The 13,834-nt window shown below is 43.3% G+C and carries 9 protein-coding genes; 1 reads left to right on the top strand and 8 read right to left on the bottom strand.

Features of this window, described 5'->3' with window-relative positions; translation table 11 throughout:
- Positions 1–140: 140 nt before the first annotated feature.
- Positions 141–269, top strand: a complete 129-nt coding sequence (locus RWY97_RS05775; protein WP_315566063.1) for a hypothetical protein — start codon at positions 141–143, stop codon at positions 267–269.
- 131 nt (positions 270–400) lie between these two features.
- On the opposite strand, the gene RWY97_RS05770 is transcribed toward RWY97_RS05775, so the two are convergent.
- From RWY97_RS05770 to RWY97_RS05735, 8 genes are all read right to left on the bottom strand, one after another.
- Positions 401–1,006, bottom strand: a complete 606-nt coding sequence (locus RWY97_RS05770; protein WP_021582996.1) for an AbgT family transporter — start codon at positions 1,004–1,006, stop codon at positions 401–403.
- A 6-nt stretch (positions 1,007–1,012) separates the two neighbouring features.
- Positions 1,013–1,738: a DUF5932 domain-containing protein gene (locus RWY97_RS05765; RefSeq protein WP_021582982.1), complete on the bottom strand. Its 726-nt coding sequence runs from the start codon at positions 1,736–1,738 to the stop codon at positions 1,013–1,015.
- A 38-nt stretch (positions 1,739–1,776) separates the two neighbouring features.
- Positions 1,777–5,358 carry a sensor histidine kinase gene (locus tag RWY97_RS05760; protein ID WP_315566059.1) on the bottom strand — a complete coding sequence of 1,194 codons (3,582 nt, stop codon included), beginning with the start codon at positions 5,356–5,358 and terminating at the stop codon, positions 1,777–1,779.
- A gap of 224 nt (positions 5,359–5,582) precedes the next feature.
- Positions 5,583–7,103 carry a peptide MFS transporter gene (locus tag RWY97_RS05755; RefSeq protein ID WP_315566057.1) on the bottom strand — a complete coding sequence of 507 codons (1,521 nt, stop codon included), beginning with the start codon at positions 7,101–7,103 and terminating at the stop codon, positions 5,583–5,585.
- Positions 7,104–7,108: 5 nt separating this feature from the next.
- The gene (locus RWY97_RS05750; protein WP_315566056.1) at positions 7,109–7,846 is read right to left on the bottom strand and encodes a porin family protein; all 738 of its coding nucleotides are present in this window, start codon (positions 7,844–7,846) and stop codon (positions 7,109–7,111) included.
- Between the two features lies 1 nt (position 7,847).
- On the bottom strand, positions 7,848–9,197 hold the full coding sequence (locus tag RWY97_RS05745; RefSeq protein WP_315566087.1) for a PBP1 and LysM peptidoglycan-binding domain-containing protein: 1,350 nt from the start codon (positions 9,195–9,197) through the stop codon (positions 7,848–7,850).
- A 373-nt stretch (positions 9,198–9,570) separates the two neighbouring features.
- The gene (glgP, locus tag RWY97_RS05740; protein ID WP_315566055.1) at positions 9,571–12,132 is read right to left on the bottom strand and encodes an alpha-glucan family phosphorylase; all 2,562 of its coding nucleotides are present in this window, start codon (positions 12,130–12,132) and stop codon (positions 9,571–9,573) included.
- A 14-nt stretch (positions 12,133–12,146) separates the two neighbouring features.
- Entirely contained in the window at positions 12,147–13,820 is a 1,674-nt protein-coding gene (locus tag RWY97_RS05735; RefSeq protein WP_315566054.1) for a glycosyltransferase, read from the bottom strand.
- Positions 13,821–13,834 lie beyond the last annotated feature (14 nt).

The raw sequence follows: 13,834 nt of genomic DNA, 5'->3' as shown, positions 1-13,834 counted from the left end.
TTAATAAATAAGATATATTCTCTCTTTCCATTGGGAAGTGCAAATAAACAAAAATAAATTTCTTCTTTCCATTTAGAAAGTGTAAATATATTTAAATTTATTTGCTGTTTCCGATGGAATTAGAAGAAAAACAAAGATTTATGAACAATTCCAAGTGGAAACAGAGAAAAAAAGTATTTTTCGACCGGTTTCCGCAGATTGAGAATCGAAAAACGGAAAAGTTTATTCCGCCGACAGAAAAACAACTTTCTTATCTCGAATTGGGGTAACGTATGATGTTTCGTATAAGAAAATGCTTATCTCGAACTCACGTCAAGAAGTTTCTATAATGGTAAACGATTAGGGATGAACAAATAAACGTTCATCCCTAATCATTCATCAGTCTCCCCTTAGAGGATGTTCAAAGCCTGAATACAAAAATAACAGAATTGTACAGCTGGACGGCCAAGATATAAAGAAACCACAGAGACTTCGTATAGGTTACGCCAATGGTAAGACTATAAAATAAGGCTTGCAACGAGCGGAGGCTTCCACTCATTACTCCGTAACTGGCAGAACACACGCACACGATGAAGCAGATGAGGGGAACGATGCTATTCGAGAAACTGCTCGGGAACAATTCGCCCGTAATGCTCAACAGCACAGCGTGCGGAGCAATTGTCAACGCCAGAATGGTACTGGTGAACAAGACCAATTCAAATATCACGATTCGCAAGGCAAAGCGTTTAGGATAGTCGAGTCCGTGAGGCGACCGGACAGCTTTGAGCAATCCGCTATGCCGCAAGACACCGTAGGCGATGCTCGACAGCAAGAGCCATACCAGAAAGGGCGAAGCCAAACTTTCCGTGAAATGTGAAAAGAACCATCGTACCCCCTCACTGCTCAACAGTGAACGTATCGTGAGCTCGGGTTCTGCTGCCGTAGCAAGCCACGATGACAGAATCAGTACGATCTCCGCAATTCCGAGAATGAGGGCCAATACCGGGAATATTTTGTTTTTGTTCATCTGCGATCAATCATCGTCGGGGAGTAAGTTGTCTATATCGAGGATGCGAAGTTCTAAGGCGCGCACGGCCAATCGAGTAGCATTGACACCTACACCTCCGTTTCCGCCTGGGAAGAGCCTTTGTACCAGCTCATTCTGCCGCTTTTCAAGACTCTTCACCCCGAAAGGCATCTTCCGAAGGTTCGTAATCTGCTCTTTCGTGTACCCCAAAGCCAAATGGCGCAAGAAACGTTCATCGTATTCGTCGATTTCATAATTGATAAGCGCTTCTTGCCGCATCAGTCGGTTACAGACACTGTATTTGAAACGCTCTACAATCTTTTTAAGAATCGGTTCGTTAAACACCATCCGTTTACCGCTCATCACACTGGCTACATCACTACGCGTGAGAAGCTCTCCGCTTTTAAGGATGATTCCGTCGCATCCTGCGTCTAAAACATCCACCCATAACTTCTCATTGAGAATCTCTCCGGTGAAAATCAAGACTTTTACCTCGGGATAAGTCTCTTTGGTTTGACGGCAGATTTCTACGCCAACGGTGGTAGAACCTCCCAATCCTAAGTCTAACAGCACAAGATCGGGTAATTGTTGTTTGATCTGTTTCCAATAGGTTATCTCGCTTTCGGCGGTTCCAATGATAGTTGCCTCTGGTATTTCGTTGCGAAAAATACCCTCTGTCCCCTTCAATTCTAAGGGTACATCTTCTACGATAATTACTTTGAAGTTATCCATATCTTGTCTTTTAAGTTTCTTTCGAGTTTTCTTGTTTTTTATATATTTGTACGTTGTCGTGCTCGTGCCAATGTGACATCTATAACGGTGCTCCCGCTCTCAGATCGTGTAGCCGTCATTCCGCAACCACGCGCATTGGTCTGCTCGCCGATGTCGCGCACAATTTGTCGGCAGAGCAAGAATTGTATGCTAACAGTCAACGGCGTAAACAGCCGATTACATTGCTCATCGGTAAGTCTGAGTTCGGTCATATTCACACTGATAACCACATAGATATCGCCTTTCGTCTTACCGGAAATAGAGAACGGCTTCCCCTTGTTTTGCTTTTTCAAAATATCGAAAAGGTATTCTATCATATCTCTATCGCCGAGAAGGGGATAGGCACAAATCGAAGGAAGTTCCACCGACTGGCATTGCCGGCTGACCAATGAAAGCTGGCGCGAGGCCTGCGCACTTAAAACGGAATACAAGTCTTTGTAATACTCAACGACTTCTCGGAGGGTTTGGATATCTTGTCCCTGACTGTCTACCAACTGACGGATACGCGAGGGATAATACATCGTCTCGTGCTTTAAAGTACTCAGACAATTATCCAACACGTTATTACAGATGTACAGATTATCGTTCTCCAAGTCAGTACGGTGCAGTTCATCTTCGGCCGATTCAATGTGTTGGTCTTGTATCTTCTGCACCTGTATCTCCTGTTTCAACGCTTTTTCTATCTCTTTGACGATAGACACTAAAGCAGGTTGCTTAACTGTTTCCGATAAATTCTTGTCATTCCACGTCTTGTCTATCTTTAACAGTTTATCTTGCGGTGTGTCTTCGCTGAGCAGGATCTCATTGATTTTGTAAATTCGGTCGACACAGAAACGATAATAAAGTTGGTGCCGGTAATAAAGGAAATAATAAGCAGGAAAGATCGTACACAAAAGCAACACAAGGATTATTATGGCCACGGTCTTGCTATTCTCCGACCGTTGCATTACTCGCACATAATTGGCAAGATTGTTATCAGCCGACGTCTCACGGAACAGTTGTGTATACACTTTATTATTATATCTATACACATCCCACTTGTGCAAAGCCAATGCAGCTACGGCGCACTCATTGCGAATGTCGAGAATAATATCATAGCGGGTATGCAGACTGTCACGAAACCATTTCAGCTCTGCGGGCAAAGTGGATTTGGAACAATAGGGCACCATCAAATCTTTACCTTTCGGATACTGCTTGATATAATACTTATTCAGATAACATAGACTGCTGTCTGCAAAAACAAATGTCCGGGCATAGGTTCCGTTGATATTGCAGAAGTAAGCACTGTCAGCATAACGTGCAGCCTGTTTGAGTTCGTAGGAATCGGATATCGAGCGGCGCATATTCTCGGCAACGTTGACTTTCTTTTTACCGAATCGGGCATAAGAGGTCATAGGCATAGAACATCCAATCATTATCAACGCCAACACAAATCTGATAATTCCTCTCGGTAAACAGAAGGAAAAGCAACTTCCTTTGCCGACCTTACTATCAACCGATATCTTACAAACGGAAAAGATACTGCTGATCTTGTGATATTTGTCAATAATTCCTTTACAGTTCATCAGTCCGAACCCATGCGACGGTTGATTGTCTGTACCTTTTGCATTGAGACCGTCAGCCGCTCCCTTTTCATCTATGATACTCTTGTGATTGAAGATATTAGCTTGCTGTCTGTCACTCATTCCCTGACCGTTATCCTCAATACAGATTTCTACACTATCTTCTCTTTCATTAGCATAGATCCTGACCGTACCACCTATGGGAGTAAATTTGCGGGCATTGTCAGCAATGGTATTGATCATAAAAAGCGTTAACACTTTATCAGCTTTCACCACAGCTGTCGTCGGTTCGACTGCGAGCTCTATACCTTTCAGCTGAAATCCCATCCGTCCTTTCTGCACAATATCGAATAAAGATTGCAGTGTAAAACTCTCGATATGCAGATTGAGCTCTCCCTGTCGCATCTGAATCCATTGTGTCAACACATCATTATAATCGTTGATCTTATCCGTCAGTTCAGCAATATATTCGTAACGCTCCGCTCGCCTTCTTTCCGACTCGTCTTTCACGGAGAGTTGATATACTTCGTTGATCATCCGATCGATAAATGGCGTGATACTCGTCACGAGCGAGACTCTTGCCCTTTGTTCCAAGTTTCGTTTCTTATTGCTTTGTACGTGTATCTTTCCTAACCGTATTTCTTCGTTGATAACTTCATATCGTTCTTTATTCAACCGAGCCGTCAGTTCATTCTTATATTTCCATTCGCGCAGTGGTTCGAGCAGAGCATCAATAGGGTTCTTCTGAACATTGCGCTTCCGCATTCTGTCAAAAACCACCAACAACACACACACGGCTATAATCATTACTAATACAGCCATTATCATCAGATTGAGCTGATCGGAAGAACGATTCAATTGGCCCGCACGTGCCTCCAATTGGCGGTCTTGACGGGTCTGCTCCTGCAAATCCAAATATAGATTTCGGTTATAATCACTGTTAGATTTTTGGTTGATTGCAGAATAAACCAAACAAAGTTGTTCCCGAAGAGAAGCCACAAGATCAGGGGCCCGATATATTTTCGGATTTTTGGTAAGTGCATCTTTCAGACAAATCAATGCCGAATGATAGTCTTTAATACCCCAATAACATTCGGCCAGTGTACGATACGCGCCTGCTGTTTGGTAAACATCGCCGAATTTCATAAAAAGATTTACAGCTCTCTGGGCTAAGTTTCCGGCCAACAGCGTATCCGGCATATGGTCGATATTGATGTGATTAATACTAGCCTGATTATCACGTATTAATCTCTGTTGTGTCTCCGACAACTGCAAATGCTCACTGATGGCCTGTAAAGCCTGTGCTTTCCAAAAGGGATAATCGTTCTGATCGGCTACCTGATAACACTTGAACAAATATTCATATTCTGTCTGGTCGACCTGCTCTTGGGTCCCTTTGGGAAACATACTACCTGTCCCCATATTATACCAGTAGTTCAATAACTGAGCCGTATCCCTTTTCATCTCCCCATTCGGGTTAATGACTTCCATCGCATTAATAGAAAGATCTTTGAGTCCTACATAATAAAAATACGTAGACACAACAATCTGATATTCACTTCTAGCATAAATCAATCGAGTTCGCTGATGTTCAGTCAAAGTACTTTCTTCTTCCTTGATACGGCGCATACGACGTATCGCACTTTCACGATAATCATAAAATTCTTTGTTCTTAGATTGTCGTTGACACAATCGCATATATTGTATATCAGCAATAAGAAGCTCCACTTGATTGTCGGTCACCGACTCTATTTGGTCCAATTGTTTGTATGCTTTCGGGAAGTCCATTCGAACAATGCTCACAAACGCCAAATTGTTATACGCTTCGGCCTTACCCGCCCCATAATTTGTCGCCAATGATAAGGCCAAAAAGGCATTCTTCTCCGTCGCCTCCAAACTACGATAATGGCAGGCATACGCCTCCTCATTCACCTTATCCACTCTTTCTTTATCGGAAAGTGTGCAAGCCGAAATCGCAACAAAACACATCGTCATCACGATGAATATCCTCAGATTCATCTGAATAGTATTATAAATGGCCATCACTTAATACGCAAAAGTAGCCAATATTTTACGAACATTGCCATAAAACAGCTGAAAATCTCATCCCATTAAGATTTATTAGTTGCCTCGTATTATATCCATCTCTCCTTACATCAGAAAGTAATAAAAAACGCCCGAGTGTGCTACTTTTCACACTCGGGTGTATTAGTATATCAACTTTTTGTGTCGATTAAATCAAATCAGCAAACTTTTTCTAAACGCTTCATTATAATGAACATAAAGATAGCAGCGAGGAAACAAAGACCGATAAGTAATCCCCAAACAATATAAAGCGACGCATCGCCCCATAACAACGCTGGAATACTGGTAAGATAATTACCGATAGCCGTAGCAACAAACCACCCTCCCATCATCATTCCTTTATATTTCGGAGGAGCAACCTTGCTAACAAAACTAATACCCATCGGAGATAGCAATAATTCACCGAAAGTGAGTACTAAGTAAGTAGAGATAAGCCAGTTTGGCGAAACGAATGTCGCTGTTCCAACTGCCGTAGCCGCAGCCTGTCCCGTGGGTGAAGGCAATCCGATAGAACCGATTGTCATAATGACGAATCCCATTGCTGCCACCATCATTCCGTAAGCAATCTTGCGTGGTGCAGAGGGTTCCTTACCGGTCCTACCCAACCAACTGAAAATAGCCATTGAAACCGGTGTTAAAGCTACAACAAAAAACGGATTGAACTGTTGGAAAATCGGAGCAGCAAGATCCGTTGTCTCAGGGAGTGTCATATATTTGTAAATCAATCCGCAAACAGCCAGGATAACTACCAACGAAGATATCAGCTTAGCACGCGAAGTCTTAGATTGGAATGCCGAGAAAAGTCCATACACTATAAATACAGTCAAAACAAGGTTGATTACATCAAAGAACATACTATCGAAACCTGTTGCACTCTTAGCCACAAACTCATCTGCAAAGAGCGTCAATGTGAGCCCATTCTGATGAAATGCCATCCAAAAGAATATGACTACGGCAAAGACCAATACAAGAGCCGTAATACGTTCCTTAGTCTCTTTGGGACTCAGCTCGGCTACATTCGTATCAGCCTTAGCAATTTGAGCCACAGAACCTTCGACGTGTTTAAAAGTACGACGACAAGTATAATAAATCAAAATAGAGACAATCAGCGAGATACAAGCAATTCCAAATGCAAAATGATAAGAATCATTTACACTCACACCAAAATGATGCTGGACATAATTCATTATACCGACAGCTGTACTAGGAGCAAATAATGCACCGATGTTAATAGCCATATAGAAAATGGAAAAGGCGGAATCACGCTTACCGGCATATTCTGGCGAATCGTAAAGGTTGCCTACCATTACTTGCAGATTGCCTTTAAATAATCCGGTTCCCACTGAGATCATCAGAAGCGCAGCCCCCATTGCAATAATAGCAACCGTATTTGCTCCTAATGGTAAAGCTAACATCAAGTAACCGACAAACATCACAATGATACCCCCAGTAACCATCTTACCGTAGCCAAATTTATCAGCTAATATACCGCCGACAAACGGAAGAAAATAGACCAACGATAGAAATACGGCATAAATGTTACCGGCAACAGCAGGTGAGAACCCAAAATTCGCTTTCAAGAATAAGACGAAGATTGCGATCATTGTGTAATACCCGAAACGCTCGCCTGTGTTGGCTAACGCCAATGCAAACAGGCCCTTAGGTTGATTTTCAAACATAGTTATTATTTTTTGGTTTTAGTTATGTCAAAAAGATAAGTCATTTTCAAAATAATATTACCGAAGTTAGAACGGCCGAAATAGTCGCGCTTACTGTCCCCATAAATATTTCCAAGCCCATAATAATATCGTCCTTCCACTAAGAAATGTCCAATACGGGGCACAGTGTATTCCAATCCGATGCCCGCAGCAATTCCATAATCGAACTTTTTCTCAACGGTCATCGTGTCTTGGGCAACAATCGAACTCGAACGAGCTGTTCGATTACGCTTCTCAAAATCGAAATTCATTTTCGTAGATTCGTTCAGATAAATCCCGAACTGCGGACCGAGATTGATAAAGAATTGTACTCCACGAGACTCTTTTCCCCAAGCTAAATGGGCCATTATCGGCACTTGAATATAGTTAATCGTACGACTGTAAGCTTCAGCTTCTCCTGTAATTTCATTGATTACAGGAGCATTATTTACATCCTGGATCTTATCTCTCCACCCAAGAGACGCATAATTCACTTCTGCATAAATGGAGCATACTGTATTGAAATATTTCTCACATACATATCGCAGCGATAAACCACCTGTAACACCCCCATGCATTTTTTGTGGAACAGACGGACTGAATGATACCGAGCTCAACACATATCCGCCATTAAATCCAATGGAGAAATCATTGCGATGTTGCCCAACTTGTGCAACCGCATTGAAAGTACAGATAAGACCTAAAAAGAGGATAAATTTACGCATTTTAATAGGTTATTGACTCGATCGTATGATTATATGTATAATGAATCAACATAAAATGGCTATTCTGCATTCCGCCCGCTGTTCCCACTCGCTTGAAATTCATCGGCGATTGAAGTGCTCGATATACGTTCTCGCCTTTCAATCCATTAAATGCAGTGCCGTATCGGTGAAGTCCCTGCAAAAAGAACTGTGCTTGATCATATCCTATAATAGCGAAATGCGGCAAGGCATACAACATCTCCGTGCCAAACCAACGACGATAACTGTTTTCCAAATTACGTGTAGCTGCCGATAATGGATTATAATAGAAAGTTGTGGGAATATAGGTGTCGAACTTAAAGAAATTATTGAGATTATATTTCGTATACATCAGCCATTCTGTATATCCGAATAACGATACTACCACGCCCGGCACATTCACTGTAAGTCCGTTAATCTTGGCAATAGCAACATTTAATTCAGGCGAACGAGCCGTATTCAAGATTACAACATTCGGCTGCACACGACTAAAAGCCTTAGAAAAGTTTTCCTCGCTCGATCGTAAATTCGTAATACTATATTTCACACCTCGTCGATCCAATTGATTACGCAATCCTGAGGTAAAAGTTCCTTTCGAACTTTCCGGATCGTTACAGTCAATAAAAACGGGATGATGTTTTGAAAAGCGAGATAAAAATGCATTGATCGCCATTGTATTGAGCATATCAGTTGACTGGTACACTTGAAAAACTTGCGGATTATGCGCCACGATATCACCCGAAATAGAAAAAGGGATCACTAATTTAATTCCATTCGTCTTACAAAAAGTACTCAGAGACTGCACTTGAGAAGTATAAAGCGGACCAAAGATTAAATCACAATCTTTTGTTTTCTTATCCATCAAAATCGTACGGATATCCGTATCTACAGCTACATTCCAAGCATATACATCCGTCGAAATTCCTTTACGTTTCAAACTATCACACGCCATCAATACACCACGATAATATTCCACCATCCGGCGCCCATCACCATCCGCATTGTGCAGAGGTAACATCACACCAACTCTGATAGCTCGTGTACGGATATCTGTACGCACGACTGATTTCCCTGTCGTTTTCGGCTTTACATTCGCCTCAACATAGGGAATGAAGACATAATCATCTTTTTTCAGTTCATAGCCAGCTTTTTTCATATCAGGATTTGCATCCATCAGTTCAGGAACTGTAAGTCCATACTGCTTAGCTATACTGAAAATCGTATCTTTTTTCTTCACCTTATATATATCCCGCCACTTTGTGCTCTGTGCAAAAGTAACGCATTCCAATAAAAAAGCTACTATAACAAATAAGTATCTTAGCGATGATTTCATCTTCATTCTTAGTTTTACTGCTGCAAATGTACGGAAAAAGGCTGTAAAAATCAAACGATTTCTATTTTTTTGTTACTCCCTGATCTTTCTCCTTAATCTTCCCAACTAAATATTTCTGACACGAGTTCGGAATAAACTTATATTCTGTGAATGAGGAAGAAACGTAACAGACAGGCTCAGACGGAACTTTCCCCACTCGTGGGGTAAGACGGACGATGTATCGTATAAGAAAATGCTTATCCCAAACTCGCGTTATTTATAGTATTCCCTTTCACCAATACTCTCCTAACCTATCCAAATAAAAAACAGAAGTGCGTGTGCCAAAACTGATATTCAGACACACGCGCTTGTTATAATAAAAAATACAAAAGGATTAGTCGAGCCACTTCACATAACAGAAATCTTGACGATGGGGTAACGCCTCATTTTTCGGGAACATTCGCACACAATACTTGAATGCACCGGCATCGTCGGGTTCAATGTCGGCCTCGAAAGTATAGAGATTACCATCTTGTGCCACCTTGCGGAACGGACAAGCGGTGTACAACTCGTGATCGTCACCACTCTGATCGTTTTTCAGGACAATGAGTTCGAGCCCGATGGCATCATTCAATCCTTGCTCGTCTATCACATATTTAATCGTGTATGTCACACCTGTTTCGCCGCCTTCGGCCAGGCAGCAGTCTTCTTTCGATACCACGTGGATGGCATCCCAACGCTCGGCCACAGTTTCTTTCCACAAAGCAATGTCCTTAGCCAGCCGGTTATCATCGGCCGTGAGCTTGGCAAAACGTTTCGCTTCCTTAATATAGAACTTGTCGTAATAGTCATCGAGTTGTCGCTTCATCGTGTAATGGGGCGCGATGGTGGCGATGGAGTTCTTGATAACTTTGATCCACCCCTCGCTGTAACCTTTCTTATTCTTACCGTAATAGAGCGGGATGATGTCGTTTTCGAGCAATCCATAAATGGTAGCCGCATCAAGCTGGTCTTGATAGCCTTGATTAGAGTATGTTCGCTCTTGCGGAAGTGCCCAGCCAGCATCTTTGCGATAGCCTTCTACCCACCATCCATCGAGAACCGAGAGATTGACAACACCATTCATCTCAGCCTTCTCACCCGATGTTCCCGATGCTTCGAGCGGACGCGTGGGGGTATTCATCCAAATATCGACACCCGACACAAGACGGCGTGCCAACTGCATATCATAATCTTCAAGGAAGATTATCTTACCGAGGAATTCGGGCCGCTGACTGATCTCGAATATCTTCTGAATAAGTCCTTGACCGGCTCCATCGGCAGGATGCGCCTTGCCCGAGAAGAAGAACAATACAGGACGCTCGGGGTTGTTGACGATGCGCGAAAGACGTTCGAGATCGGTAAAAAGTAGATGGGCGCGCTTATAAGTGGCGAAACGACGACAGAAGCCTATCATCAGCGCATTGGGATTGATGCGTTCGAGCAGCGAAACCACACGCGAGGGATCGCCTTGATTCTTCAACCACGTTTGTGTGAATTTCTCGCGGATATAGTTTACGAGCTTCTTTTTCAACGCCATACGCGTATCCCAGATCTCGTTGTCGGGCACATTGTAAATAGCGTGCCAAATCGTTTCATTACTTTGGTCGCTCATAAACGAAGTATCGAAGTATTGGGCGTAGAGTTTGCGCCACTCGGTAGCGGTCCAGGTTGGTAGGTGTACACCGTTGGTAACATAACCCACGTGGTTTTCTTCGGGATAATATCCTTTCCAGATGGGGGCGAACATCTTCTGGCTGACCCATCCGTGGAGCTTGCTTACTCCGTTAACTTCCTGACACGTGTTGCAGGCGAAGGTGGAGAGACAGAACTTCTCGTTATGATCGTCGGGATTCTCGCGGCCCATCCCAATGAATTCATCCCACGAGATGCCGAGCTTCTCGGAATAGCCACCCATATATTTGCCGAAAAGTGCCTCATCGAAATAGTCATGACCGGCAGGCACCGGCGTATGAACGGTGTAGAGTGAAGAGGCGCGTACAAGTTCCATTGCTTGATTGAAGGTGAGTCCGTCGTCTACATAATCGCAGAGCCGTTGCAAGTTACAGAGCGCAGCGTGACCTTCGTTGCAATGATAAATTTGCTTCTGTATGCCGAGTTTCTTCAACATAAGGATACCACCGATACCCAACAGGATTTCTTGCTTGAGCCGATTCTCCCAGTCGCCACCATAAAGCGAGTGGGTGATTGGCTTGTCGAATTCGGAGTTCATTTCGTTATCCGTATCGAGAAGATAGAGTTTAATGCGGCCCACATTCACCCGCCAGACATACGCGTGCACTTGATAGTTCATATAAGGAACATCAATTACAATCGGATTTCCATTCTCATCAAGCTGACGCTCAATGGGAAGCGAATTGAAATTCTGCGCTTCATAGTTGGCAATCTGCTGTCCGTCTATACTCAACGACTGCTTGAAATAGCCATATCTATAAAGAAATCCCACGGCACACATATCCACATTGCTGTCTGAAGCCTCTTTCAAATAGTCGCCGGCAAGCATTCCCAAGCCTCCGGAATAAATCTTCAATACCTGATTGAGCCCGTACTCCATACAGAAGTAAGCCACAGATGGGCGCTTGTAGTTAGGCTTCACGTCCATATAAGTACGGAACATTGCATAGACGTCCTTCACCTTTTTCATAATCGTCTTATTCTTGACGATGGTTTCTTTGCGCTCATAGCTCAGTCGTTCGAGCAGCATCACGGGATTGTACCCCACTTGTTCATAAAGCTCTTCGTCCAAACTCTTCCATAAATTGCAGGCTTCATAATTCCACGCCCACCACATATTATGGGCTAACTCGTCTAAACATTTCAACTGCTCCGGCAATCTTGACTTAATGGTCAGTTCTTTCCACTGAGGAGCATTCGCATAATCTGCTTTAATCTTCATAAAATCTATATTTACTATTTTATTATCATTGTTTTCTTTCTTGCATCTGCTTTCCGCAAGGCACAGTCGTAAGCATCTTTATAATACTTGATGAAAGCACTCCAAAGCGCTCTCTTTGACAATCGGTCTGCATTAGAACGAGCCTGTTTGATACTCGCTTCATCGCCAGCGGCATAGGCTATCACCACATCTTTAATTGCGTCGGCCACTTCCGAGTAATTATAATCTGTCCGATGAACCACTGCTACACCGTCGTCAATCATACTCTTTCCGCCTTTCACTTCATTAACCCAAAGACCGAACCCGGATAAGTCAGTCGTGATACACGGCACTTTGAAAGCAATCGATTCTAACGGAGTATACCCCCAAGGTTCGTAATACGAGGGATAAATACACAAGTCGTTGCCCAACACGACATCATAATAAGGTAGATCGATAATACCGTCATTGCCCGTGAGATAACACGGAACGAAAATCACTTTCACACGATCTTCCTGCACATTATGTATACCGAAGTATTTCAAAGCTCCCATTACCTTGTCATTATTCATATCGCGGAGCCAATGTGTAAGAGTCGGATCGGGTAACGGTGTGACCGTTCCCTTACCTGACCGAAGCCTTTCTTTCAAGTCGTGGCGAGCTTCTCCCACCCAGCCAGGAACTTCAATGAAAGCCAACACGTGCCGATTCAGTCGCTCATCTGAACGTAACCGATTCATCGCTTCGATGAAAACATCGAGACCTTTATTGCGATATTCATAACGCCCACTGGTCGACACGATCAGCGTATCATCCTGCAAATCGGTTCCCATCAGTGCATTAGCCACACGAAGCAATTGTACACGGGCTGCCTTTCGCTTGCGGGTAAACGCAGATGCTTTCGGAACAAAATCGTTATCAAAACCATTCGGCAAAACAAAATCAACAGGTTTGTCAAGCAACTCGCGGCATTCTGTAGCCGTAATATCACTCACCGTGGTAAAGCAATCTACATAGTGAGCCGTTTGTTTCTCAACCGAGTGTTTGCTTTGCATATTGAGTTCGGCAGCCATTTGGTCGCCGTTATAAACCGAAAGATACTCATAAAGCGGCTTATTGTTTCCGGCGATACTCCGCCCGATGCTGGTTGCGTGGGTTGTAAATATTGTTGCGATCTGCGGTAACTTACGATTGATATAAAGCAGGCCTAATCCTGTCATCCATTCATTGCCGTGATAGACTACCTGCTGACGCGAATTAAGGTGATGAAAATAAAAACTCTCCACCACTCGAGCCGCTGCATAAGAGAACATCGAGGCTTCATCATAATCGCCATAAGCGTGAAGACTATCTACGCCATACCATTCCCACATCTGTGTATAAATCTCGTCTTTGTGCGAATAGAAGCTATTAAAATCTACCAGGATAGCTATCGGCCGGCCAGGAATCTCCCATCGGCCCACCTTAATATATAGACCTTCCTTACAAGCCGCCTCGCGCCACGAACCAAATAAGCCGCGTTCTTCCGTGAAATAAGGACAAGCCTCGTTGCCCCAACAGTTTGGCCCCACGAAGATCAACCGATCCTTCATTACTTGTTGCAATGTTCTTGCTCGCGTAGACAATACAGTGTAGATGCCGCCCACTTTATTGCATACTTCCCAACTCGACTCAAAAACATAGTCGGGAAATAATTTATCCTTCCTCATACAATACTTATAAG

Origin of the sequence: Hoylesella pleuritidis, from assembly GCF_963541955.1 — a bacterium.
Lineage (GTDB): Bacteria > Bacteroidota > Bacteroidia > Bacteroidales > Bacteroidaceae > Prevotella > Prevotella pleuritidis.
Note: the sequence above shows the minus strand (reverse complement) of the source record. Positions and strands in the feature narration are given on the sequence as shown.